The sequence below is a fragment of the Paenibacillus sp. EKM10P genome (genome assembly GCF_011800655.1).
GTDB classification, from domain to species: domain Bacteria; phylum Bacillota; class Bacilli; order Paenibacillales; family Paenibacillaceae; genus Paenibacillus; species Paenibacillus polymyxa.
On record NZ_JAALET010000003.1, the window covers coordinates 446702 to 472773 of the forward strand.

At 46.0% G+C, this 26072-nt stretch carries 22 protein-coding genes; 8 read left to right on the forward strand and 14 right to left on the reverse strand.

The window, feature by feature from the left end:
• Window positions 1–101: 101 nt before the first annotated feature.
• Complete coding sequence (locus HFE01_RS11400; protein ID WP_167437909.1) at window positions 102–2654, reverse strand: DUF2339 domain-containing protein; 2553 nt, start codon at window positions 2652–2654, stop codon at window positions 102–104.
• Window positions 2655–3252: 598 nt separating this feature from the next.
• On the opposite strand from HFE01_RS11400, the gene serS reads away from it, so the two are divergent.
• Window positions 3253–4542 carry a serine--tRNA ligase gene (serS, locus tag HFE01_RS11405; RefSeq protein ID WP_025366162.1) on the forward strand — a complete coding sequence of 430 codons (1290 nt, stop codon included), beginning with the start codon at window positions 3253–3255 and terminating at the stop codon, window positions 4540–4542.
• A gap of 107 nt (window positions 4543–4649) precedes the next feature.
• On the opposite strand, the gene hmpA is transcribed toward serS, so the two are convergent.
• Entirely contained in the window at window positions 4650–5879 is a 1230-nt protein-coding gene (gene hmpA / locus HFE01_RS11410) for an NO-inducible flavohemoprotein (RefSeq protein ID WP_016822633.1), read from the reverse strand.
• Window positions 5880–6284: 405 nt separating this feature from the next.
• Here hmpA and HFE01_RS11415 point away from each other — a divergent pair, with 405 nt between their 5' ends.
• Window positions 6285–7826, forward strand: a complete 1542-nt coding sequence (locus tag HFE01_RS11415) for a family 43 glycosylhydrolase (RefSeq protein ID WP_017426115.1) — start codon at window positions 6285–6287, stop codon at window positions 7824–7826.
• Window positions 7827–7924: 98 nt separating this feature from the next.
• On the opposite strand, the gene HFE01_RS11420 is transcribed toward HFE01_RS11415, so the two are convergent.
• The 5 genes from HFE01_RS11420 to HFE01_RS11440 all read right to left on the reverse strand — a co-directional run bounded on the left by HFE01_RS11420 (window position 7925) and on the right by HFE01_RS11440 (window position 12387).
• Complete coding sequence (locus HFE01_RS11420) at window positions 7925–8635, reverse strand: GntR family transcriptional regulator (protein ID WP_016822631.1); 711 nt, start codon at window positions 8633–8635, stop codon at window positions 7925–7927.
• Between the two features lie 212 nt (window positions 8636–8847).
• A complete protein-coding gene (locus tag HFE01_RS11425) occupies window positions 8848–10257 on the reverse strand; it encodes a glycoside hydrolase family 1 protein (protein WP_026065363.1) in 1410 nt (469 codons plus the stop codon).
• Window positions 10258–10331: 74 nt separating this feature from the next.
• Window positions 10332–11660, reverse strand: a complete 1329-nt coding sequence (gene celB, locus HFE01_RS11430; protein ID WP_016822629.1) for a PTS cellobiose transporter subunit IIC — start codon at window positions 11658–11660, stop codon at window positions 10332–10334.
• 84 nt (window positions 11661–11744) lie between these two features.
• Entirely contained in the window at window positions 11745–12077 is a 333-nt protein-coding gene (locus HFE01_RS11435) for a PTS sugar transporter subunit IIA (protein ID WP_016822628.1), read from the reverse strand.
• On the reverse strand, window positions 12070–12387 hold the full coding sequence (locus tag HFE01_RS11440; RefSeq protein WP_013312603.1) for a PTS sugar transporter subunit IIB: 318 nt from the start codon (window positions 12385–12387) through the stop codon (window positions 12070–12072). Before HFE01_RS11440 ends, HFE01_RS11435 begins: the two co-directional genes overlap by 8 nt.
• Before the next feature lie 502 nt (window positions 12388–12889).
• Here HFE01_RS11440 and HFE01_RS11445 point away from each other — a divergent pair.
• The gene (locus HFE01_RS11445) at window positions 12890–14005 is read left to right on the forward strand and encodes a WG repeat-containing protein (protein WP_017426113.1); all 1116 of its coding nucleotides are present in this window, start codon (window positions 12890–12892) and stop codon (window positions 14003–14005) included.
• A gap of 73 nt (window positions 14006–14078) precedes the next feature.
• On the opposite strand, the gene HFE01_RS11450 is transcribed toward HFE01_RS11445, so the two are convergent.
• The 4 genes from HFE01_RS11450 to HFE01_RS11465 all read right to left on the reverse strand — a co-directional run bounded on the left by HFE01_RS11450 (window position 14079) and on the right by HFE01_RS11465 (window position 17012).
• Window positions 14079–14516, reverse strand: coding sequence for a hypothetical protein (locus tag HFE01_RS11450; RefSeq protein ID WP_016822626.1), 438 nt, complete (start codon window positions 14514–14516; stop codon window positions 14079–14081).
• A gap of 236 nt (window positions 14517–14752) precedes the next feature.
• Window positions 14753–14908 (reverse strand): hypothetical protein, encoded by a 156-nt coding sequence (locus HFE01_RS11455; protein ID WP_017426112.1) that lies wholly within the window; start codon window positions 14906–14908, stop codon window positions 14753–14755.
• 12 nt (window positions 14909–14920) lie between these two features.
• On the reverse strand, window positions 14921–15487 hold the full coding sequence (locus tag HFE01_RS11460) for a hypothetical protein (RefSeq protein ID WP_017426111.1): 567 nt from the start codon (window positions 15485–15487) through the stop codon (window positions 14921–14923).
• 13 nt (window positions 15488–15500) lie between these two features.
• Window positions 15501–17012: a DUF4153 domain-containing protein gene (locus HFE01_RS11465; protein WP_167437910.1), complete on the reverse strand. Its 1512-nt coding sequence runs from the start codon at window positions 17010–17012 to the stop codon at window positions 15501–15503.
• A gap of 147 nt (window positions 17013–17159) precedes the next feature.
• Here HFE01_RS11465 and HFE01_RS11470 point away from each other — a divergent pair, with 147 nt between their 5' ends.
• Window positions 17160–18902, forward strand: coding sequence for an ABC transporter substrate-binding protein (locus HFE01_RS11470; protein WP_167437911.1), 1743 nt, complete (start codon window positions 17160–17162; stop codon window positions 18900–18902).
• 210 nt (window positions 18903–19112) lie between these two features.
• On the opposite strand, the gene HFE01_RS11475 is transcribed toward HFE01_RS11470, so the two are convergent.
• Window positions 19113–20513, reverse strand: coding sequence for a helix-turn-helix domain-containing protein (locus HFE01_RS11475; protein ID WP_167437912.1), 1401 nt, complete (start codon window positions 20511–20513; stop codon window positions 19113–19115).
• A 211-nt stretch (window positions 20514–20724) separates the two neighbouring features.
• Here HFE01_RS11475 and HFE01_RS11480 point away from each other — a divergent pair, with 211 nt between their 5' ends.
• Window positions 20725–20970 (forward strand): DUF6953 family protein, encoded by a 246-nt coding sequence (locus HFE01_RS11480; RefSeq protein ID WP_013373729.1) that lies wholly within the window; start codon window positions 20725–20727, stop codon window positions 20968–20970.
• A gap of 42 nt (window positions 20971–21012) precedes the next feature.
• On the opposite strand, the gene HFE01_RS11485 is transcribed toward HFE01_RS11480, so the two are convergent.
• Entirely contained in the window at window positions 21013–21972 is a 960-nt protein-coding gene (locus HFE01_RS11485) for a helix-turn-helix transcriptional regulator (RefSeq protein WP_029514460.1), read from the reverse strand.
• Between the two features lie 111 nt (window positions 21973–22083).
• Between HFE01_RS11485 and HFE01_RS11490 the strand changes: the two genes are divergently transcribed.
• Window positions 22084–23031 (forward strand): Gfo/Idh/MocA family protein, encoded by a 948-nt coding sequence (locus tag HFE01_RS11490; RefSeq protein WP_153794163.1) that lies wholly within the window; start codon window positions 22084–22086, stop codon window positions 23029–23031.
• A gap of 38 nt (window positions 23032–23069) precedes the next feature.
• Here the strand turns inward: HFE01_RS11490 and HFE01_RS11495 are convergent, their stop codons facing one another.
• Entirely contained in the window at window positions 23070–24083 is a 1014-nt protein-coding gene (locus tag HFE01_RS11495; protein ID WP_045244741.1) for an asparaginase, read from the reverse strand.
• Window positions 24084–24197: 114 nt separating this feature from the next.
• On the opposite strand from HFE01_RS11495, the gene HFE01_RS11500 reads away from it, so the two are divergent.
• Both HFE01_RS11500 and HFE01_RS11505 read left to right on the forward strand, forming a co-directional pair.
• Window positions 24198–24995 (forward strand): helix-turn-helix domain-containing protein, encoded by a 798-nt coding sequence (locus tag HFE01_RS11500; RefSeq protein ID WP_167437913.1) that lies wholly within the window; start codon window positions 24198–24200, stop codon window positions 24993–24995.
• A gap of 99 nt (window positions 24996–25094) precedes the next feature.
• Window positions 25095–26072 (forward strand): ABC transporter substrate-binding protein, encoded by a 978-nt coding sequence (locus tag HFE01_RS11505; protein WP_167437914.1) that lies wholly within the window; start codon window positions 25095–25097, stop codon window positions 26070–26072.

The window sequence follows — 26072 nt, forward strand, 5'->3', positions numbered from 1 at the left end:
TTCTCATTATAGCGTAAGTAGGATGTAAGGTCATGCATAATTTTTCACTATTACCGGATTTATTTTCATAATGTTCGGTATCTACACAATACAACAAAAAACTACATTTTTTCTTCAGTATCCTTCTTTATAATGGTCTCTCCCATACGATTGGATACTTTTTGGTAAATGTATGAAATGGCCAGCAGGACAACCCCAAATGAGAAATAGGCTACAATCGTACTTCCCGACGTTAACAGATGTAGATCGTACAATAGCAGCTTACCTGTAGATAGCAAGGTTAAGCCCAATCCAAATCGGCGAATGTAGACCACTCGCTTGAGGAAGCCGTATACAATATACAAAATGGCCAGCAGGAGATACACCAGACTGAACACAAGACCTGCGTCTCCCAGGTGGAACTGAACTCCGAGAAAGGCGGTAATGATGCCCAACAAATATACACCCATAATGACCGGATATAGCTCATTACTTCTATAATGTCGCGTCATCAGTGCGTTTAGGAAGTCCCTGCTGCTGAAGAATACCAGTACATTAAAGGCTACCAGTACAATTAGCGCAACGTAATCAGCAGCCGTATTCTGCGCATAATCCTCATGCAAGGTTGGAATCGCTACGGTAACCACCAATGCCAGCGCGTAGCCTATGACGTACAATGCCAAGCTATAGTATTTAATCACCCGATCGTACAGCAGTTTCACTTTAGGCAGGAAATAAGCTAACACCAGGGATACGCAGGTGAACAACAATACCTTGTACAAGGTGTAATGTGCAAACTCATCGGATACGACGATGTTATACCAATGCCCAGCTTCGTACAAAAGATAGAGGTACACGTTCACCAAAGCTACATACTTAAATCCTTGCATGATATGCATTTCGTACAAACGATTGTTTTTGAAAGCATTCGGACGACTATATTCAATCGCATAGAAGACAGTAACGATCAACATTCCCAGTGTAATGAGCGTATATTTGAGCCCAAAATAATCTGTCTCAAAGCCTGACAACAGATATATAGGGAAATCAATGAAAAAGAATGCGCCCAGACACAATCCTAGAATGCCCCATCCTGCACGCTCCAATTCTTTCAAGCGATAGCGATGTCCATACAATGTAAGAAGCACAGCCTCGATTAACCAGCCCATGGACAACCATCTGACTCCAAACTGGAACGGAATCATGAGAATGGCAAAGGTCAATGATGTCGCATAAAACAGTATTTTGGTTTGTTTCTCCTCTGGAATATATCGCCGTACCCATTGGCCCAAGCCCCCATACACCAAGCAAAAGACGAGTGCCAGTAATCCTTTGTAATCATCCAGACCTGCATCGCCGAACAGAGAATACAGAACGGAACAGCTCACAACTGTATTCAGAGCCAACAAGGAGAAATCCAGCCATGATAGTTTTGTTTTGAGTCGGAACGGCACCCACAGTGTCATCCCGAGATACATCGCAAATGTAATGATTGCATATAGCATGCTGGCTATATTGCTTTCTGATAACCACGCGAGTACAACCATTAATGGGGTATTGAGCAGAAAGCTGATATATTGCACGATGACCCACCGTTTGCGGAAGGATACAAGCAGGATCAGCAGGTTCAGCAGGAATAGATAGCCCATCGCGATATACACGGCGTTTCCTTCCAGCCCGTTTGCTGCCATATAGGAGAACAACGGAAGATATCCCCCTACTAAACCGAAGGAACATATCGTTCGAGACTCATATCTTAAGGACAACAGCACAGCGGTCACCGTAACTAGAACGGACAAGCCTATGCCTGTATACATTCCTATGATTTCTAGCAAAAAGTAGCTATAAAATATGGACCCGTACAGTACAGAAATACCGCCGCCCAAAATACCGAGCGCAAAGGTCTGCTTCTGCTTGCGATACAACCACTCGCCGGCGCCCAGCATCAGCGCTCCTAGCAAAAAGAACGCAACGCCCTTCATATTCCCTGTAAACCAGTTTGAGTATGAGTATTTAAAAGCGGCTCCCACACCCAAGATAATGAGCAAAATCCCCAGCTTGTTAATCCAGTTCAATCCCAGCATCATTTCAAACTGATTCTGCTTCATGCGCTTCTGCATCGTTTCTTCGCTGATCTCTTCTTCCCCGAGCTGATGAAGCTCGTTTTCCGTCTGATGAAGCAATTTGCGCTCTGCTTCCTGAAACCGCCTGCGTTGCTCCATGATCCGGTCACGAATCTCCTCCGAGAACAGTCTCAGTCTAGCGACGATCTCATCCTGATCCTCTTTAAGCTCATGAGTGGTTTGCTGAATAAGCTGGTCCACCCGGTTTTTAGCCCCATATTCAATGGATGTCAGCCGGTTTTCCCCTTCTGCGGTTCTGGAAGCAAAATAGGTCTCCAGCTTTTCCCGCGAAATGCGAATCATATTCGCCTTTTCGCTCAACATCTGCTCCGTCAGCGCAGTACGCAGCTTTCCATTTTCCTGCTCAATATGTCGTACCCGCTCTTCCAAGTGAATGCAGCGAGCCTGATAATCCTCGAACTTTTTTCGCAGAACCTCGTTTTCCAAAATGATATCTGAAGCCTCGTAATCTGCGATTAATGTTTGATACTCCTTGAGCAGCTTGTTCTGTTCTTGGCGGATCGTATGTAAACGATCTTTAAAATCCTCCATGTTCCCCTCCATCGCTGTCGTTTTGGTAATCATTACATTTTACATGAAATTAAAATAGCATTATAGAGACTATAGCCCATTTTGAACGCTGAATTAAGGCTATTACTTAAATATTCTTCCAGTTTCATTATCACAGATGAAGTAGAATGGAAATACATAAGAAATAAAGCCTACCTTTCCCCTTCGCAAACATGAAATCGGCTTTTCACTTGTTTCCACTTATCTTAATCGCATTGTGTATTTATTTTTATTGGAAAGATCATGTTGAAAAAAGGAAGTAATCCAGTGTACTGACTCATGCCCTTGATTAACCTGCCAAAAATTCGTATACTTACAAAAAAGCAAACGACATTGTGCCTGTGAAGAGCATCCAACTCGGAGGCGTTTACGCCAAGGATTATACGTTAGTGTACGATATGGCGATATGTTCCTAAGTAAACCGGACCCGCCCGTTAAAGCGGAGCAAAGTGGATTGGAGAGTCATGACTTCTGTCATGCTGTCCGGTCAATTTGGGTGGCACCGCGAGATCAAAGCGCTCCTCGTCCCATGTGGATGAGGGCGCTTTTTGTATTTTTATCCGAAAAGGAGTGCGGTGTCATGTTAGATATCAAGTGGATTAGAGAGCATCAAGAGCAGGTTCAGAGAGCGGCAGACGACAAAAGAATACAAGTATCGGTCGCAGAGCTGTTAACCCTGGATGATCGGAGAAAGCAGCTGCTTCAGGAAGTGGAGCAGCTTCGCCAGATGCGTAATCAGTGTAGTCAGGATATTGGGGCGCTAATTCAGGCCGGGAAAAATGAACAGGCGGATGAGGCTAAGCGGCAGGTCAAAGAAATTAACGGACGGCTAGATCTTCTGGAAGCCCCGCAACAGGAACTAGAGCAACAGTTTCAACAGCTCTTGCTTCTAATGCCTAATATCGTATCCCCGGATACGCCGCGAGGCCAGTCGGATCAAGATAATATAGAACTGGAACGGGTCGGAACGATACCTGACTTTGGATTTGAACCCAAGGATCATATGATGCTCGGCCAGCTTCACAACCTGATCGATGTGCCTCGCGGTGTCAAAACAGCCGGTACCCGTAACTATTATCTGACGGGAGCTGGGGTCGCGTTGCACCGGGCTGTACAGCAGCTTGCTGTTGATCTGCTGAGCGAACGAGGATTTCAGCTGCTGGACGTACCATTAATGGTACGCTCTGAGGCAATGCGCAGCACTGGCTTTTTCCCGCTTGGACTGGATCAGACGTACCGTATCGCAGGAGAAGATCAATGGCTTGTAGGCACCTCGGAAGTTCCGCTGGTCTCGTATTACAGCGGTGAGATTGTGGACGTTACAGACCCGATTCGGCTGGCGGCGGTATCCGTATGCTTCCGCAACGAGGTTGGCTCGGCCGGAAGGGACGTGCACGGACTGTATCGTGTGCACCAGTTTGCCAAGGTGGAGCAGGTCATCATCTGCGAAGCGAGTCTGGACGCTTCAGAGCAAATGTTTCAGGAGATTACGCGCAATGCGGAAGATCTGCTTCAACTGCTGGAGCTACCCTACCGCAAGATGGCTGTCTGTACAGGCGACATGTCTCAAAAAACCTACAAGCAGTTAGACATTGAGACATGGATGCCTAGCAGACAGGCTTACGGCGAAACACACTCGTCGTCCCAGTTGCTTGATTTTCAGGCGCGTCGTTCCAACATCCGGTACCGTAATGCGGACGGCAAGCTACAATATTGTTACACACTTAACAATACAGCGGTCGCTTCGCCTCGGATCTTGATCCCGTTGCTAGAGCATCACCAACAAGAGGACGGTTCGATCCGCATTCCAGAAGCTTTACGACAGTATATGCCGCAGCATATAGAATTTTTGCGTCCGCCCATGTCATGAAAATATGGGCACACTTTGAAGAAGCGTAGAGCCAATGAGTAGGATTTCCTCATAGTCATAAACACAAAAAAGACGAAGGATAACCATCCTTCGCCTTTTTTAATGTCTCACTGCGCTTCTGCTTCCCATGCACTAGCAGGACCAAAAAATTCATAGTGGATATCCGATGCAGGGATATTCCACTCTTTCAACAGGCCGTATACCGATTGCATGAATCCCACAGGGCCGCAAAAGTAATATTGCGCATTACGTTCCGGTATTACGGATTGCAGCCAGGCCAGATCCAAACGTCCTTCCTTGTGAAAAGCCTGGGCTAGACGATCCTGCTCGGTTGGTCTGCTGTAGCACCACCGAACGGCCGCCTGTGCATGTGTGGCGACTAGTTCTTCCACCTCATTACGCAGAGCATGGTTATCTCCGCTGACTGCTGCGTGGACAAAAGTGACGGGCCGATTCGGAGCAGTTTCCACCAGGGAAGCCAGCATGCTAACCATCGGGGTGAGCCCGACTCCACCACTGATCAATACAACAGGTCTGCGATCTGTCCGATCCAGGGTAAAGTCACCCGCCGGTGCAGATACCAATAGTACATCGCCCTCCTGCACGTGCTCATGCAGATACACAGATACCTTGCCCGCTGGACGAGACCCTACAGCATCCTCTCGTTTTACGGATATCCGGTAGTAAGGTTTTCCTGGTGCACTAGAAAGGCTATATTGACGGATATGAGTATTATGTTCACCCGGAATCTCCATCTTCAAGCTGATATATTGCCCAGGCTCGAATGCAGGCAGCACCTGTCCATCCTGCGGCACCAGGTAAAAGGACGTAATTCGCTCGCTTTCCTTAACCTTTTTCTGTACAACAAAGTTCTTAAAGTCTGACCAACCTCCCTGCTGCTGTTCAGCCTCCTTGTACATTTCAGCTTCCACATCTATAAATACATTCGCAATCACACCATAGGCTTCAGCCCATGCGTTGATGATCTCATCTGTTGCTGCATCCCCTAGCACGTCCTTGATCGCAGCGAGTAGATATTTCCCGACGATAGGATAATGCTCTGGCTTAATCCCCAAACTACGATGCTTATGTGCAATCTGGCGTACCACCGGAAGAATTTCCTCCAGACGGTCAATGTGCTGTGCGGCCGCATATACAGCATTGGCCAGCGCCCCCTGTTGACGTCCTTGCTTCTGATTCGCGTGATTAAATATATTGAGAAGCTCGGGATGGGCCTCGAACATCATCTGATAAAAACGCTTGGTGATTGTAGTTCCGTGTACCTCCAAAACAGGTACAGTCGATTTGATCGTTGCAATGGTTTGCTCACTTAGCATTGTTGTATCCCTCTTTTCTCCAAAATAATGATGAACAAAAGGCGTTACAACATAGCTCCCTTTTGTTAACCTTCAATTAAAGCAAGTATACCCACATAAAGTAACCGTTTATGTGATTCCAGTCACTTTAAATTTGAAATAATGTGAACGTGTCAATGACAAAACGCACAATTATATACATTCCCGGTGTAGATAATAGCACATCCACAAGTAGGCAAAGAGACGCTTCTTTTAACTCAGCCGACCAACATTCCCATTTTCATTCAGTACCGATTCCAATTTATGATTCGAAAGACTTCAATTTATTCCACTTGTAAACGCTTCCAATTAAGATAGAATCGTAGATGAGGTACCGGACAAGCTGTTCGGGGCCATCCTATCTATATTAGGGAGGCAGATGATATCGTGAAGTGGATCAACAACAGCAAATGGTTAGCCCCATGGATTTGTATTATAATCGCAGTGGTCGGTGCAGGTCTTCAACCCGATGCAGTACATGCCAATACAACAGGCGTTACGCAAGCAACCTATGGGAGCGAGATGAACCCATCGATGAATGGTTTGGACGCCGCTAATGCAGAACTGTCCTTGAGTGCAACAGCAAGCACAGCCATTACGAATGGAACGGATTGGAAGGACACCGCAGGAAACCCGATTCAGGCGAACAGCGGCAATATCCTAAAAGTAGGTTCCACTTATTATTGGTACGGCGAGCACGCTGAGAACTGGAAATTTGAAAAAGTGAACGTATATACCTCGACTGATTTGAAGAATTGGTCCTTCCGCAGTAGTATCCTCACCAAAGATTCCGCCCCTGAGCTGAATTCGAGCAAAATCGAGCGGCCTAAAGTCATTTACAACAAATCCACCGGAAAATATGTACTATGGGCACACTATGAAAATGGCACGGACTACTCACTCGGTCGCGTAGCTGTTGCTACCAGCGATACACCAGACGGGAATTTCACCTACCAAGGCAGCTTCCGCCCGCTGAATTATGAGTCCCGTGATATGACGGTGTTCACGGATACCGACGGTAGCGGCTACCTCATTACAGCTTCCCGTAAAAATGGTGGCGCCAATGATACGATGGCAATCTTCAAGCTGACGGCCGATTATACAGGCGTGCAGTCGTTCGTTGGCTGGATTTTTGAAAATGGCTATCGCGAAGCCCCCGCTGTTGTGAAAAAGAACAATACCTACTACCTGTTTACCTCGCAGGCATCCGGCTGGTATCCGAATCAGGGTGCTTATGCAACCGCCAGCTCCATGACTGGAAGCTGGTCTGCTTTGTCGCCTTTCGGTGATCCGGCGGCTTACGGCTCGCAAATCCATTCCATCGCCACAATTACAGGCAGCGCAGGAACCAGCTACATCTATATGGGCGACCGCTGGAACCCGCTCAATCTGAGCGATCACAAATTCATCTGGTTGCCATTGACCCTGAATGACTCCAATAAAACGGCTACTCTAAACTGGTACAGTAGCTGGGATATGGATGCTGCTACAGGCACAGTCATCCTGCCATCCCTTGTGAATCACGCGCAAGGCAAAACAGCTACTGCCAGTTCAGCCGCATCTGCTTCCCCGGCCTCACTGGCGAACGATGGCAATCCCCAAACCTCATGGAAGGCTACATCTGCATCCTGGCCTGCTTGGTGGCAGGTGGATTTGGGCAGTACCAAGACGATTAACGAAGTGGATATTTCATGGTTTATGTACAAAGGATCTGAGGCATATTACAAGTATAAGATCGAATATAGTACGGATAGCGTTCATTATTCCACCATTGACCGTACGAGCAATACTGCATACGGCTTTACCAGTGACAAAGTTAATTTTCAAGCCCGTTACGTGCGAATCAATCTTGTAAATGCAGTGCTATTCAATAATCCGAACAACTGGTATACTCCGACGGTGCATGAAGTGAGATTGCTTGGCAATTAATTTGCTTCATTAAAAAGAACATGGCAGGAGAGTGCCCACATCAGTTAGGCCTTCTTCTGCCATGCTTGTGCTTTACCATCCGTTTCTTACTCACTGGCTCAACGCATCCGATTCACTGTGGTAAACACAAATTTATCATACCGATGGCGCGAGAATGAGTATTCAAATGGTATCCCCGTATCCAGATAACCCACTTGCTCAATTTCCAAGATTGGGTCATCTGCTGCACAATCCAGATGCTCCCGATCCAGTTCCGTCGACTTGGATGCCCGGATAGTACGATGTGAACCGACAATATTAAGGCCCAGTTCCTCCTTAATATGTTTGTACACCGAGCCATACAACACTTCCTCGGTAATACCGCTAATCAGCTTCGTTGGCATGTACGTGCGCTCGATAACATAGGGTTCGCCCTCCACAACACGCAGACGGATCACATGATATACAGGAGAATTGACGTCAATAAACAGATGAGTCGCTACTTCCTCGGATGGAAATTGAACGTCAAAGGCTATGATTTTACTTTTGATTTCTTTCCCGCGCAGTACGTTGGTCAGCCCCAGCATTTCATTCACAACGACATTAACCGGGCCATTGTAGACCGATTTGACGATAAAGGTTCCGTGTCCTCTTTTACGATTCAGCAGTCCGTCCATCACCAATGTGTCCAATGCCCTCTTAATCGTCATTCGACTTACACGAAACTCTTTTGCCAATGAGATCTCATCAGGGATGGGATCATCACTGCAGTAGGTCTTATTCATAATACGCTCTTTGACCTCTTGTGCAATCCGCTCGTATTTGTTCATCTGTCTACCACCTGTACTAAAAATTGTTTTATGTCAGCATTTTACCAAAATATCGGTAGCGCTGGTTTTTCTGTTCTGCAGGCGGGACGTTAAGGTATGACGGTATAGTAAGTATACCGAACATTATACTTTCTCACCAGCGGTATACAGCACAGCTTCCTTTCAGCAATGAAGAAAAAAAGGCGGTCCAAAGGACCACCCCCCACCTTACCTTAGAATCCGTTATTTTCGATCACTTGTTTGAACCAGTACCCACTCTGCTTAACGGATCTTTTACCCTCGTTCTGAAGATCCACGGATACAAAGCCGTAACGATTCTTATATGCGTTCGTCCAGGACCAGTTGTCCATAAACGTCCATAAGTGATAGCCTTTCACATTGGACCCTTCTGAGATAGCTCGTTGGACCCATTTGAGATGCTCACGGATAAAATCAATACGATAATCATCGCAGATCATACCCTGCTCATCTCTGAATTTTTCTTCACCTTGTACGCCCATTCCGTTTTCTGAAATGAAGCATTCAATGTTGCCGTAATTTTCTCTGACATTGGTCAGAATGTCGTAAATGCCCTTCTCATAAATCTCCCAGCCTCGCATCTCATTCATCTTACGACCAGGCATGGCATAATAATCGAAGAATCGTTCCGGCACAAAAGGTGCGTCTGGATTTGGGAGACTTTCGCGAGCCTTGACTCTGCGCGGCTGATAATAGTTAATCCCCAGCAGGTCTACAGTACCCTGGCGTATAATTTCCCGATCTCCATCTTCCATGCTCGGTACAAATCCCTCTTGGCGTAACAGCTCCACAAGCAAAGGGTTAAATTCTCCCGTCACAGATGGGTCTAAAAAGGAACGGTTAAAGAACGCGTCGCATATTTCAGCAGCCTGCACGTCTGCCGGATGCTGACTACGCGGATAGCTCGGCGTCAGGTTCAAAATAATACCGATTTTGCCCTTATAGCCGCCTTCTCTGTAAGCCTTAATGGCACTGGCGCTCGATAACAGGGTATGATATCCCACCTGTACAGCTTTACCGAAATCCACTTCATTGGGATAGTGGAAATCGTATAGATAGCCGCCTTCCACCGGGACAATTGGCTCGTTATGCGTAAACCATTTGGCTACACGATCCCCGAACAACTCAAAGCAAGTGTTCGCGTAATCCACGTAAGCTTCGACCGTCTCGCGGTTTACCCAGCCTCCTTTTTCCTGTAAAGCCATCGGCAAATCAAAATGATACAGATTCACAAACGGCTCAATGCCCACCTGGTGCAACTCTTCAATGACGGAATTATAAAATTGAACCGCCTGCTGGTTTATTTCACCTTTCCCTGCCGGAAACAGGCGTGACCAGGAGATAGAGAACCGGAAAGAGTTGTGGCCAAGCTCTTTCATGAGTGCAATATCTTCTTTATAACGGGTATAGAAACGGGATGTATCAGCAGGACCGACCCCGTCATAGAAACGGTTCGGCTCCTGCTCAAACCAATAATCCCAAATGTTCGGTCCTTTGCCGTCTCCCTCCACAGTTCCTTCTGTCTGGGTAGCCGAAGCTGAGGAACCCCACCAGAAGTCAGTCGGAAAACGGTATTGAATGGCTTGCTGCTCTATATCTTTCATTTCGGTATGATTCACAGCTCTACTCCTCTCTCTTTTGCAAAGAACAAGTCCACTACACTAGCAGCTCATTCATGTTACATTCCAACAGTTTGATCCTTACCTGCAACGGCTGCTTGTTTAAGCTCCTCTTCCTGCTCCTTACGAACGTTCATCCGATCAATAATTTTCAGGAACGGGAACCAGATGACAAAGACGACAGCCATATTAAACAACTGCAGTATGCCTCCCATTAGAGAACCCGTAGCCATCATTCCACTAAAGAACAACGGCATCGTCCAAGGAACCTGTATCCCGTTGGGCGGCGGTACAATCCCCGTAGTCATGGCAAAGTAAGTAATCAGCGTAACGATCATTGGAGAAATGACCCACGGAACAAAAATAAGCGGATTCATCACAATCGGCAGACCGAATATGACGGGTTCGTTGACATTAAACAGACCTGGTCCAAGGGCCAGCTTACTGACCTGCTTCAATTGCTTACTCTTCAGGAAGATCAGAATCGAAAGCACGACAGCCAATGTCATACCTGTACCACCGATACCTACTGTATAAATATCCACAAACTGCTTGGTGATAATATGCGGCAGTTCCGCTCCTTTGGAGTACGCTTCATAGTTTTCAAGTGCCAGTGTATTCCAGATTGGGTCCATAACTGAGTTGATAATAATCTGACCATGAAGCCCAAAGAACCATAAAAGCTGAACAAAGAAAATAGCAATTAATGTAGGTATAATACCACTGCCCAAATGCACCAGCGGTGCCTGTACGGCATGATAAATCAGATCATGCAGGTTATTGTGAAGGGTCAGTGTAACTACAACATTAATGATCAAAAATATGCCCAATGTGATACATGCCGGAAGCAAAGCGGCAAACGATTTGGCAACGGCTGGCGGAACACCTGGAGGCATTTTAATGACAAAATTTCGCTGTGTCACCCTCCGGTATATCTCAGCCGCGATAAAGGCGACGATCATACCAAGGAACATGCCTTTGGCACCAATCCGGTCCACCGGAATGACACCAGCAATCGTGGCACCGCTTTCTTGTGTCAGTACAAAAGGGGTGAGCATTAAGAAACTGGCCAACGCGATCATACCGCCGAATATGGGCTCGACCTTATAACTTCGAGATAGATAATAACCAATCCCGACGATGACAAATAAGGTCATAATATTCAGTGTGGCATTAGGCGCAATGTTCAGCAGACTGCTAAAAGTCGCATAATTGCCGTCGCCCATCCACCCTTTTAGAAACGGCAGATTAATAATAACTACAATAATGGAGCCAAAAACTGTTAATGGAAATGACAGCATGAATGCATCACGCAGTACAGTAAGATAGCGGTTGTTGTTCAGTTTACCGGCAATAGGTATCAGTATCCGGCTTAATTTTTCAAACAAAGCCTATTCCTCCCCGCGAAGTGACTTGCATCAATAGGGTTGCAAGCATTTCATGTCCCAAAATTCACAAATTTACAGGTCCAGCTATAAACTTCTGGATTTGAACAGCTCCAGCAGCTCTTGAACCAAATCCTTCATGGTAGCCGTGGACATCAAATGATCCTCGGCATGCATTAGAAGGAGCGAGAAGGGAGTTTGGGTTCCTCCCGCTTCCTTCTTAACCATTTGAAAATGGATATCATGCGCGGCACGTAAATCCTGCTTGGCTTGTTTGAGCAAATCGTCCGCACCTTCTACATTTTCATTTCTGTATTCAGTCAGCGCCTGAATCACTTTGCTGCGAGCGCTTCCACTATGCAAAATAAGTTGGAAACTAATTTGTTCTTCCGTCAGATCAGCTATATTAACTTTATCCATTTTTACGTTCCACCAGTTTCACAGCCTGTTCGTAGGCTTTCTTACCGTCAACCATTCCGTAGGCCATCATGTCAATCACTTCTACATGAATACCATATTGGGCTGCTTCCTTTTCCAGCTGTCCTTTAAGAAAACTCATTTGCGGGCCGATCAATACAGCGTCAGCCTTAGCCATGTCCTCTGCGGCTTGATCTTGACCTACTGCCCAAATTTCAGCCTCGTCTCCAATGGACTTAGCATAATCCTGCATCTTAGTAACCAGCAAACTTGTAGACATACCTGAGCTGCACGCCAGTAAAATTTTCTTCATGATTGTTCCTTCCCTTCAAGGTCTGATTGGATGATAACTACTAGAAAACGTTTACAGCGTAATTATAAATCCGCTTTTTGAATTTGTCTATACATTTAACATATATGTATAGACTTTTTTTAATATGACACATTTTCTTCTTTTTTTTTGAAAGTGAACTGATCCCTCATCTTTAATCTCTCAATAATAATCGATTTTCACTATAAGAGATTCTGCCAATGATATGTTATTCGATTCTGTAAAATGTTAACATGAGCTACGGAATAGGCTTGATAGTCCCTCCGTAGCCAAAGAATAGCTGAGGTGAGAAGAGATGAGTAGAAACGAGATGAACAAGCATCCTACATAAAAATAGAGCTTTCACGCACTGAAAATTAGAAAAATTTTGAATATTAAGAAACATTCCTACATTTTTATCGTCTATATTATGGAAGGCCTTACGTATGAGGGCAGGATTCTTTGAAGCCCGAAGTTAAAAATCAACTCACAAAGGAGCTTATGCATGTTGAAAAAATTAGGATTAGCTGCATTAATTTTGATTACTGGCATCTCTGTTATTGGAACAGGCTGGGCCGCACCCAGCACAACAACCATTGAAGTCTCTAAAACTGCTGTAGATTACAACATTGCTCGTCCTTCAAGCGATGGTGCTTTTCATGATGGCTTATTGGCTGCTGAAACATCTGCCGGAAACCTTGTGTATTACAATACCAAGGGACAAAAGGCTTTCTCTCTTCCCGCCGAGCTTAAACCTGTTGGTGATTTTCAAGAGCAGCGGGCTGTAGTCAAAAATACAAAAACCAATCTCTTTGGGTACATTAATACGAAAGGGACACTGGTCATTCCTTGCCAATACACCGAAGCCAATGTCTTTTCCGAAGGCAAGGCCAAGGTCACCATAGCAGACACCAAAGAAAATGCAATTATAGATCGAACGGGAAAAACCCTTTCTCATTTTAAAGAACATGTGGATTCAGAATATGTATTTACAGAAGGTCTGGCCCTTGCCTATGCCCCTAACACTGGGAAGATTGGTTTTGTGAATGCTTCCGGTAAGCTAGCGATTCCTTATCAATACAAATACAGTCGTAGTTTCTCGGATGGCTTGGCTATTGTTCAAAATAGCAAGGGACTATACGGTTATATCAATACGGCAGGAAAAGAAGTCATTCCACCTCAATACAAATCCGGCGGAGACTTCTCGGAAGGATTGGCTCCAGTACAAAATGCCAAGGGTAAATGGGGATTCATCAATAAACAGGGAAAAGTCGTGATTCCCTTTAAGTTTACGGATGCACAGGATTTTAGCGAGGGCTTGGCCAGTGTGAAAAATGCGAAAAATGAGGTTGGGTTTATTGATAAAACCGGAACATTGGTTATTAAATATCAACAAAAGTATGACGTTACATCTCCATTCAAGGAAGGCATTGCTTTAGTTGGTAAACAAGCAAACTCATCTGTCTCGAACGGAAAATTCGGTTACATCAATCGCCAAGGGCAACTGCTGACCAAGCTTGAATACAGATCGGAATCTTCTTCCTTCTCTAATGGTTATGCTGTTGCTTTTGTCAAGCCAGGCAAAGCCTTCATTGTTTCTAAACATTCTGCTTCAAAATAAAAAAATAACCCTGGAGGCAGATCGAATGGATCTGCTTCCAGGGTTATTTTGACTGCTAATATCTCAAAACCACTTAGTCGTGTGTATAGAATTTTACGCCAGGCAGATCAGCTGCCACCCAAGAGTAATTAATAGTATTACTGTTGTAATTTTTGGTTCCCGCCTGAGCGATCTGTACTTCCTTCAAGATCGTGATCGATGAACCCTTTGGTCTGACGACAACGACATGACCATGTCCGTCCGCTTTTTTGATCCCGATGGTTGGGTACCCGAGGTTTGCTCTTTTCTGAGCATCCTGAAAAGTTACGGAGTACCAGCCCGGCGTGTTGTTACCCAGTAAAGCATCAGCCATTTGATTGGCTAAGCCACTTGGCAAGGAAGCCGACATCGCAGCCATCACGTCTTGTGCAAAAATATTACATTTTGTTCCACCTACTGGCGAATACTTTTTGTTCGTTTCTACCTTAAAACCGTCGATTACAGATGCGTATGTGCTTGCACTTCTAGCCATTGAAAATTCCCCCTGAATATAAGTTGTAGAGGAAATGACGGAGTCGCTTGAACATCTGAATGGCTCCACATTCGATTGATATTAGCTTCAATTCCCTCTCAACTATTAGGGTGATTTCCGGCTTACTTTAACAACGGAATACCACAGAAAATGAACTATATTTTTTTAATTTCAATCGAAACCAGAGACTTTGCTCAAAATCAACTTAACAGCAGCCATAATGTGACCCTTATTGTTTAGTCATCACTTAGCTGAAGGCTTTCTTCACTGATTACGGTTGGAACGATAAGCTCAGGAGTAGTCGCAGGCTTAGCTGGTGTAAAATAGTCTGCAACCCCCACCATTATAGCAATGCCAATAAACAGCACGATCCAATTACGATTCTTTTTCATCATCTGTACCTCTCATTCTTCACTGCGCCCGTTCATCCACTTGAACCAGTGGAGCAAATGACTGAATCGGTATTCATGCTGGGAAGCATACGTCCATACCTCCGGCTCTTCACCAGGTTCCTTCCAGACGAGCATGGAAAAGTGACCTTCTTTCTCGCTTGCAACCGACAGCAGCGAAAGACGATCATCCCCGAATCGGTAAGGGGCCGATTCCACCCAGTAATTTCGCATATCGCTGATCCAGCTGCGAAAATGCTGTGTACCTGCGATCCGGAGCACTTCATCAGGAAGGAGCAGATGCTCATGGATGTCCTTCCAATCCCCTGCATATTGGTACCGCATTGCCAACATTGGACTGAGCGGTCTCACTTTCCCTAGAGCCAACGTAGGCATACAGGTGACGGGAACGACCGGGCCAATACGCTGGATAGCATAAGCACGGGCTTCCTCCTTACTCATTCCGTAGGACATAGCCTCCACGAGGAAATCGTTCCGTCTTACACCAAACTGATGCTGGTAGTGTGACATTTCATCCCGTAGCTCTAGTACCATACCTTGTAACGTATCTGTTCCGATCATTCCCAAACACCTCTCATTCCAAAATATAGGCGTGCAATTCCTGTTGCGCTCGATACTTAGCCCAATTGAATTCGGGCCAACTCGATTCTTCTCTCGTCATGCTCATCAAGCGGGCTTGTAAAAACTCATCCAGCGCTCCGTGTTCCTTACGGCTAAAATCAATCAGTAGTGGAATCGCGTCCGCTGATAGCTCACTCAAATATTCCTTGTCTATCACCGATGTTGTACGATACCGTTCGAGATTATTTTCAGCTATCCGTACATCAATACCCACATAATTCACGACGACATAGGCGATTAGAGCGAGTACAATATAATATTTCGCCAGCGGAAGCTGGCGGACATGAATACGCACGGCCGCAACGAGCAGCAGCAAGCCCAGAAAAATCATAAATGCGTGTACCAGATAACGGATATACGTATATCCGTATGCTTCTTCGTACATAACCAGCCGGGTATATCCCGAGTACAGCATCACACCCGAACAACCGACGAGTATGTACAGCAGGCCGCTGTTCAATGTTTGCACTATACCTGAGCCGAATTCAGTCCATTTCAATACACTGATCATCAGCACAAAATTGATACCTGTTACCATAACCAGCTCCCCGAATCCTCTTCTCGCATATTCAGCATACGAGGTTCCTTCTGGCAAAGCACCTTCCCATGCACCAAACAGATATCCGAACTGCAGCACGACGAACACAACATACACCAGGTTCATGACAATCAGCACTGTAGCGGTAATGACAGGATCAAACTTGATTGCGACCGGCTCGTGGTAAGGTACTGCTGCTGACTGAGCCTCTCTTTCCGTATTCCGCGGAGCAGGCTGTACGAATCCCCACAAGTAACAGAAAAAACAGAAGGTAAAAAAGCAGGCCCAGATCAGCCGCGGCAAACCACTCCCAAAGGTTAATGTGCCAATCCATGCGGGTATGCCAGATAACAACTCTTCGAACACCCCATCTGCGGAAGCCAGCAGAGATATAATAATGAGTAGCAACGGCAAGGCAATAAGTAGACCGATTATCACTTTACCCAATACACGCTTACGCTCATCCTTTACATTCCGAAAGGCTGCCGTCTTAAACATTCGAAACGGAGTCACGATATGGCGGAAATTTTGATAAAACCAATGGCTTAGCGCCTGACCGATAATACCGATTTCTGACCAGCTATGCCTTTTTTCCCCGAACAGCAACACCATATGTACGCTAATCAGAGCAGATATAGCTAGGGCATTTAACACATAAAAGATCGGGTTATCGAACAGCACATATGTCAGTGCCAGCATCATAATGACCACAAACAGCAGACGTCCTATCCATGTAATGGGCTGGCAACGATCTCGATTAAAGGAATACATATACACGTAAAATACAATAACGAAAATAGGCATAGACACGCCCAGCCCATGTCCGAAGAACAGATATTGATGGACCAGCGCCAATACAATGGCGCCGGCAAAGGCGGACAACAACGACGCTTTCGGCAAAGACGATCCATTCACCTTGTCATGCATGGTAAATACCTCCACAACTATGCTTTATAACCCTTATTGTAGATGATAAAATAAGAAGATAAAGAGAAATTAATCAAAATAAAATTTCCTATTTTATAAAAGCAGTTGCGCTTTTACTCAAGCATAGGGGAAACGGAGCATTCCTGAATGAAACTTCACGCCCAATTTTTACGGCTTCACTCCCACGCAGCTGACGACAGGGACGAGAACCATACCATAGAGACTACGCTGGATGAGCTGGCGGCTATTTTTGACTGCACCCACCGCAATGCCTTGATGATCATTCAGAAAATGGAACAGCACGATTGGATACAATGGACTCCTCGCCGAGGCAGAGGCCGCCGCTCCAGTCTGCGCTTCCTTATTCAGCCGGAAGACATTGCTGTGCAATCCATGATGCAAGCCATAGACCGCCATGATATCAAACGCGCACTGGATGAAATCCGAGTTCATTCACGCTCCTCCACCATGCAGGAGCATTTACAGGGCTGGCTGCTGAATTATTTCGGGCATCACGCGGAGGTGCGCAGTGATCAGCAGCAGATCGACACGCTGCGTCTGCCTATTCGCCAGCAGCTCTATACGCTGGACCCGTTGTACTTGAACTGGCTCGCCGAGTCCTTCGTATCCAGCCATGTCTTTGACGGGCTGGCCCGCCGGGCGAACGAGAGCGGTGAGATTTTGCCGGGACTGGCGCACGCTTGGGAGGTGGACACTACTCGTACGCAGTGGACCTTTTTCCTGCGTAAAGAAGTGCTGTTTCATAACGGCAAAATACTGACCGCGGAAGACGTCGTCTATACCTTTGAGCGACTGAGTCGGGCGCCGGGAAGGAGACTTTACCATTTTATCGTCCGGCAAATTCAGCACGTTCAAGCGTTGAGTCCGACGATGGTACGCTTTGTACTAAAGGAGCCGAACGAGCTATTTTTATCCTTCCTGTGTACCAGCCGGGCTGCCATTGTACCGCGTGAGCTTAATCAGGTGGGTGAAGCCGCCTTTGGCGTTCGTCCTATCGGTACGGGGGCTTTCAAGGTCACGGAAATGAACGAAAGCTTGTGCTTACTTGAGGCTTTTGCGCCTTATTTTCAGGGTCGTGCTCATCTAGATCGGGTGGAAATCGTTCAACTCCCGTGGGCGACTAAGCTGGAATCGCCGGATATGGAAGACACCGCTTCTTCTTTTCACATTATCCATAATCCTATACTGGCAAGAGACACGGATACCGCATGGAGCCAGATTCACTCGGCGGCTTCGGTACGCAAATTTATCACATGTAACACACACAAGGATGGACCGCTGCGCAACCCGGAAATACGTGCTCGGATTGTAGCATGTCTGGATCATCGCCCCCTTCCTTCAGCAGTGGATTCATCTAACGCTAACGATTCATGCGAACCACTGGTGGCGTTACAAATTGCCACCATTCCCGAGTATAGAGCGGATGCAGAACGGGTCGCAGCTCAGCTCGAATCCTGTGGATATACGTGTAACATTGTGGCCGCATCCATGAATGAATTCAAAAGTTCATCTATTCGTATGGAGTCAGACTTAATCATCTTTTCTCTGTTTCGTGACCGTGATGAGCAATTGCGTCTGTTTGATCTGTATCTCAATGTATCCGGGCATGTGGAGCCGCATAGCCGTGTGGATATCGAAAGACTGCTGCGCGAAATTGCACGGGAAGCCGATCATACCGTTAGAGCACAGCAATTTGAACATATCGAAACTCGGCTCATGGATGAGCACCAGCTGCATATTTTATATGAAAAGCCCGTTCAGACGGCCTATCTTCCTACTGTTCGCGGCGTATCCTTTAACAGCCAAGGTTGGGTGGATCTTCGTCATGTCTGGTTTCCGCCTGCCCAACCTCCAACTCCTCACACTTGACGGCAAGGACGCTCCTTCAACCTTCAAATGCACTTGCAAATAAAAAAGGTATCCTCTTCATAAGAGAATACCTTTTTTAATGTTATCTAGACCCTCTAAGCCGATGGTTCAGGAGATGACAATGCCCATCCCCCCAGCCCATGACTGTGGACATCGCTAGGGTCTTCTATAGGAGGGGTGACGGGTGGAAAATTCAATAGGATAAAAACATTAAATGCGAGCAGAGAAAAAACGATCTTTTTTATCATAGATGTACTCTACCTCTCCAAGTAAGTTTTTATATTCCTCTTTGTCCTCAGAAGTGGCAGTATGCCGATACTTTTCAAATAGTCCTACACACTTGATGGTGACAGGATTACCATTCAGCACGACAGAATAGGAAAGGCTCTCAAGCAGGAATTTCATACCTTTGGAATAACGATGTTTGTTGAGATCGTAACAAGCCATCTCTGCCAAAAATCGTGCATAGAGATCTGCTGACATTTGCTCGGTATAGGTGCCTACCTTGGCATGCTGATCTGCAAATGCCTCAATTTGTTTTTCAAAGTGCTGCAGTACATGATCTACATTAAAATCATAACGGTTGGCCGCTACCATTATCTTATGTAACCCCACCAGAATTTCGCCCTCATTTTTTTCCAAATAATTTACATACTGTGGAATCACATCCAGGCTACCGGACATCAACTGATACAAATACCTGTTGGCCTCAGCCCAGTTGCTACAAAGGGCCTTCAAATGCCGAGCTTCCTCCGTATCCTCTTGCACCCAGCTCAAATCAGAGTATAGGGATACATATTCCAGTGCCTTCTGATAATCCCCGCGCTCATCCCACACCCCGGCACGGAGTACGTAAGAGTATACAATATACATAAACAAAGGGCCCTTAGGTTCCTTGCCACGCTCTGATTTTCTGGTATTTCCGTATTTTTGCTCGTATTGTACTTTGGCTTTTTGAGCCATTTTTTCAGCAAACCATTCTACTTTATCCCAACGCCGCAAGGAGGCATACGTATTAGCCAAATCTCTTAAGGCATCCAGTTGGTCTGCCTCACCCAATCGCTCTACAAAGCTTTCAAAATGTGTGGCTGCCCATAAATTTTCATCCTGATCATCGCCAATGGTAATCGTAAATAAACGGTATTGGCAGAGCGCCAGCCGCTCCGAATGTTGATACTTCTCACTTTCCGCGACATTTTTATAAATAATGGCCGCAGCCTCCAACCTACCTTCGCTGAATAATTCTTCCGCTGTCTCAAACAAAGCCGGGGCGTATATGAGATAGTCCATGATAAACTCCACGACTTGCTTAATACAATCGAGTTTGTTCAGCTCTGCACAGCGATGCAAAAAGGGCCGAACCCGTCGCCAATTCGGTGCCGTATTCCGTATAAATTCATCAATGTATAGCTCATAGAGGCTTCCTTCTTCAAGCCCCATACCTGCAGCAATCCGATCCAGCAGCAGCATCGCAATTGGCCGGTTGCCGTTGATAATGGCACTGATTGTTCCTGCATTAATACCTGTGTTCTCCCCAAACTTACTAATCGTAATTCCTTCTCGTCTGATGTACTGCTCCAGCTCTGCGCGAATAGTGGTTGTTTCCTTCAAATCAGGCACCCCCAGGGATAACTTGCATGATTTCAATACAAAAAAAGAAAATTCCCGTGAATATTCCCTTAATTATACAAAAGAAAGCCCACTTAGCCAACTGCATAAGTACATTTATATCAAAAAATTCAATAATTCTCCGAATTGCCGTATACTACAGGAGGCGAGCTGAACAGCTACAACCAATCGGTCGCAGGAAAGGATACGACAAATGGACAACACCCCAACTATAGAACAACAAATTGCACAATGGATGGTCGCGCAAATCCGTGAAGTGGGCACTCTGAAACAAGAAGATGCCATTGCATATGTACGCTCTGAATACGGAGAGCAGTATGTGTTTATAAGCGAGCATGGTCATGTATCTTTGGAAAAAGAAATCAAAAAGGCATTTCGCAAACTACATGGTGGCCGAATCGCCTGGGATCGCGATGCATTCCTCTGGGCCTGGACTTAACAAGCAAAAGCATCTGCTATAGGCAGATGTTTTTTTGATGATTTAACCGTATATCCTCTGGAGTCGGCTAATTTCCTCCTTCACAAACTGTCGGAGTATTGCAGGCTCCACGATTTCAACCCGGCCGATCCAATCCATCGCATCGCGGCAGGCCGCTTCATAGCTATACATGTTGACGGTTAGAATGAAGTGATTGCCTTCCTGTACAGACTGGATGATTTCCATCCTTTTCGCTAGTATTCCAGCTTGCTTCTTAGTCGCTCGGACCAGAACAGGATAGTATTCTTTCTCTCTACAAAGCTGCTTAAAAGCGCTTTCTTTACTTGTCCAATAATATTCCAGTGAAAAATCCTCAGGAACCTTAAAGACTTCAACAGACGGCTGAACCTCCATAATTCGCTCACACTTAAAAGTCCGAATCTCCTGCCCGACTTCACAAAAGGCAATCAGATACCAATCTCCTTTTTTCACCACAAGTCCATAGGGATGTACATGGCGAGAAGTGCAAGAGCCGTCAGCTTTCTCATATTGGATCATTACTTTATAGGACCCCCATACTGCCGCTCTCACGGCTTCCAGGCAAGGAATCGCTATACGTTCCGTCCACCACGGTGTATCATCAAAATAAAACCGAGCTTTGGCTTTTTGAATATCGGATTGATAGGGGGCCGGCATCGTCTGTTCCAGTTTGAGCAAAGTATTCTTTAACTTCAAACCCGATTCCGTGGACCCGCCCGTATAAATGCCCATCCCCGTTAAATACAACTGAATGACATCCCCGCCATTCAACTGCTTCAGGTTTGCCGTATAACCCTCCATTAAATAAATTCCGCCCTTCGGACCGGATGCGGTAACAATCGGAACTCCGGCTTCAGCCAGAAGGTCGATATCCCTGTAAATGGAGCGTACAGAGGTTTCCAGTGCCAACGCCAATTCCCTGGCCTTCATTCTCCCTCTAGATTCGATACATAATAAAATCGCGATTAAACGATGCAGTCTCACAGTCATACCTCCACATAGATGGTTAACCCGAAATGAAAAGATGATGCAAAGATTGTTGACACCCTGTTGGCAGCAATAGGTGTGTATCATAGAAGTAAAGGGGTGTAATGGATGATGAATATTGGAATTTTGGGGACGGGATTCGGCGCGTATCATGCCTCGCTGTTAAACAACCATCCCAAGGTAAACAGACTCATTGTATTTGGAAGGAACGAAATCAAGCTGCAAAAATTGAAAGAGGAGCTAAACGTAGAAGTCACACAAAATATAGAGGATATTCTGCTGGATCCGGACGTGGATATCGTCGATCTATGCCTGCCCTCCCACCTGCATAGGTCACATGCCATTGATGCGCTAAAGCACGGGAAGCATGTATTTTGTGAAACACCGGTTTGCTTTCATCTCGAAGACGCTCTTCTTATGCAACAAGCTGAGAAGCAATATGGCAAAAAAATTCTGGTCAACCAGTTCATTAAGTTTGATCCTGCCTATACCTATCTGTACGAGGCTTATCACCAACAAAAATACGGAAAACTCATTTCCTTGTCCTTGAAAAGAGAAACCCCTCCCCTATGGGGAGACCTTGGACTAAGTTCCATCCCTACGCAGTTCATGATTCATGAACTGGATTTATTCACCTGGCTATGGGGTCCATGTGATCCATATACAGTGTGGGGTACAGAGGTAGTCCATCCCGAACAGGCACAAGTTCGGGCTTATTTTCAGCATCGGGATACATTCACAGAAGTCATCGCTTCTTCCCATATGCCGAAAAGCTATCCTTTCACGGTGGCCTATGAAGCTTATTTTGAAAAAGCCAAGCTGGTATTTCATGAGAGTGACGAAAACGATCCCATACCCACCGCATTATTTGAGTATACCGCATCAGGACAGCAAAAAATCAACCTCGAATCCGCCAATCCATACGAAAAAAGTTGGGATCATGCACTTGATTGCTTTGGCGGACATGCGGAATGTCTGATTCCATTGGAGTCGGCCGTACAAGCACTGGAAATGGCCATTGAGATTAAAAACAGACTGGAGCAAGCTCGGCGTTAGCCGGTAGTTAGCCCGTACCTTCGGAAATCAGCTTCCTATCAGGAAGCTGTATCCGCAGGCAGGGACACTTCGTCCGCGTAGTTCGTTGCCATAATCTTGGCTACCTCAGCCGGGTCAGTTGTCTGGCCCAACGCCCACATCATTTTCGTTACCAGCGCTTCTGTTGTCATGTCATACCCCGGAATAACACCCTTTTCCAGCACCTTCTGCCCTACCTCATAAATCGTCAGGTCCCCGCCCTCATAAGGACATTGAGTAGTAACAACAATACTCATACCGTCCTTCATCAGATCCTCAATTTTACTGATGAGGCTCCTTTCTTTAAAAGGCACACCGCCCATGCCAAAGCCCTCAATGACGATACCTTTATAGCCCAAGCTCTGAATAGCATCAAAAATCGCCGGGTTTGTACCCGGAATCAGCCTGAGCAGAAATACTTCAGAAGCATACCTGTCATTGTACGGGTGACGAACGGTATCACGATTTGCAAATACGCCCTCCGTATAGACCACCTTGCCGTTCTCCACGAGACCTATGTACGGATAGTTAATACTCTCAAAAGCATTATAGCTGCGTGTTCTGATCTTCGAGCTGCGGCTGCCGTTGATAATCTTGCCATTAAACACGACAAAAACCCCTGCTACCTCGCCACATGCGGTCAGGAATGAGTCAATTACATTTTTTTTGGAATCGCTGTGCTCCGCCAATATGGATACTTGCGACCCTGTCACAACGACGGGTTTGTCCACAGTCCCCAACATAAAGCTCAGGGCTGAAGCCGTATAAGCCATCGTATCCGTGCCATGGGCAATAACAATACCGTCGTATTGATCGAGCGAACGATGTACCATCCGGGCGATGGAAGCCCAATCCTCTGGTTGTGTATTGGTGCTATCAATGCTCATCAAATTGTAGGCATCAATCTCGCAAATTTCCTGGAGCTCTGGAATTTCAGCCAAAATATTTTCAGCCGATTGAGTTGGAGTCAGGCCGTTTTCCTGATAGGAGGAAGAAATTGTTCCTCCGGTATTAATGAACAGAACCTTTTTCATTTGCCAATGTTCCTTCCCGATTACAACTTCACTTTATTGTTCTTAGAATTTATCATGAATAAGGGTGATTAGCTACTTTGCTAAAGAAAAGAAATAATGAAGGATGGTGCATTCATGAATCTGGAGCAGCTAGCAACCGTCATCCCGTTGCTGGAGCATATCGAATACGGCAACACCTCTCAGACCCTGCATCCTGGCTCCGACAGCCATCTCCTGATTGTTGCGCTGCACGGACATGTCACTCTCTCAGCTAAAGACCAAGAGCCGGTTATTTTCACGCAGGGCTTTGCCTTTCATAATCAATATGGCGCTTGCAGCATTCAGGTCCCCAAAACCCGGGAAGCCGAATATATCGTGCTTACGTATCGTGTGCTGCGAAGCGAATCCACGGATTGGACGCTGCATGGTCCGTTGCGTACCTTGAGTGAATACAAAATCAAATATATGCTGGACGAGCTGCTACGAACAACAGCCCCAAGCATTCAGGATGAAGCTGGCGTGGAAAAGGCGGCCCGGCAATTTCGAAAAAGACTGCTTCTGGAGCGCTTGCTATTCATTTATATCTATGAGACGCATATGGTGCAGGACAACCACAACTCATCGGTATCTATTGAACAATCCCTGTCTTATATCCATGAGCATTATATGCTCAAGCTGACCTTGCCGCTTCTGGCTGATCGGGCGGGCATGAGTGAAGGACATTACACGGTGTTGTTCAAAAAAGCCACTGGCATGACCATGACCCAGTATTTACGTCATCTCCGTATCCAAAAAGCGAAGCAAATGTTCCAGCAGACCCGACTTCCAGCCAAGGAAGTCGCCCAACGGGTCGGATTTACGGATTATTTTCATTTTAGTCGTATTTTCAAAAAAGAAGTCGGCTGCTCCCCCACCCAGTTTCAAAGAATCTAATAATATAACATGTGACGTCTACAAATCAGACATGGTATAAAAGAGAGGTTACCGCTAAAATTCAAATGAGAATAATTATTATTATCAGGGGGAAACAGGATGCATCATTGGTTTACACGTATATTGGGCCTCGCCTTCACCTTACTGCTCGCTATTAGCTTGGCAGCTTGTAGTTCATCCTCCACGAATCAGACTGCGGCAAACGACAATTCGACGGGTTCCCAACCAGCGAACAGCTCATCTGACGGAGACCGTATCACCGTTCAGGACGCACTCGGAACTGTCACTTTACCAGGCAAGCCTGCACGTATTATTTCAATGGATTTCAGCTTTACGGACATGCTGGTGACTCTGGGTGTGCAGCCTATCGGAATTGCTGATGACGGTACGCCTGAACTGTTCATGGATTCCGTGAAAAGCAAGCTGAAGGACTACACTTCCGTAGGCTCCCGTTATGAACCCAATATTGAACTGATCAGCTCATTGCAGCCTGATCTGATTATTGTGGATATTAATAAGCACAAAAATGCTTTGACTCAATTGAAAGGCATTGCCCCAGTGCTGGCACTGGACGATTTTCAGGCAGACTATGAGCATATGCTAAAAAACTACACGATCCTCGCTACGGCCGTAGGTAAAAGTGAAGAGGCCCAAAAACGTCTGAAAGAACATCAGGTCAAAATGGATGCAGCCAAAAAGAAGCTGAAGAGCACCTCTCTGACCGTACTGCCTGCTGTCGTCAATCCTAAAGGCTTCTTCGCCCATTCGGACCATGCATATACTGGCTCCATTGTAAAGCTGTTAGGCTTTACCGATCCGGTGCACAGCGACAAGGCATATCCCGAGCTGACACTGGAGCAGTTGGTTGAAGCCAACCCACAGGTACTGTTCCTGATGCCGACAGACCCTGCAACGATCGTGAACCAGTGGGAAGGCAATCCCTTGTGGCAAAAATTAGACGCAGTTAAAAACAACCGTGTATTTACGGTAGAACGACGTAATTGGTCCTTGTCCCGCGGGATGCTGGGAAGTGAAAAAATAGCCGAGGACATCGTAAACAGCCTGGGAGAGAAGTAA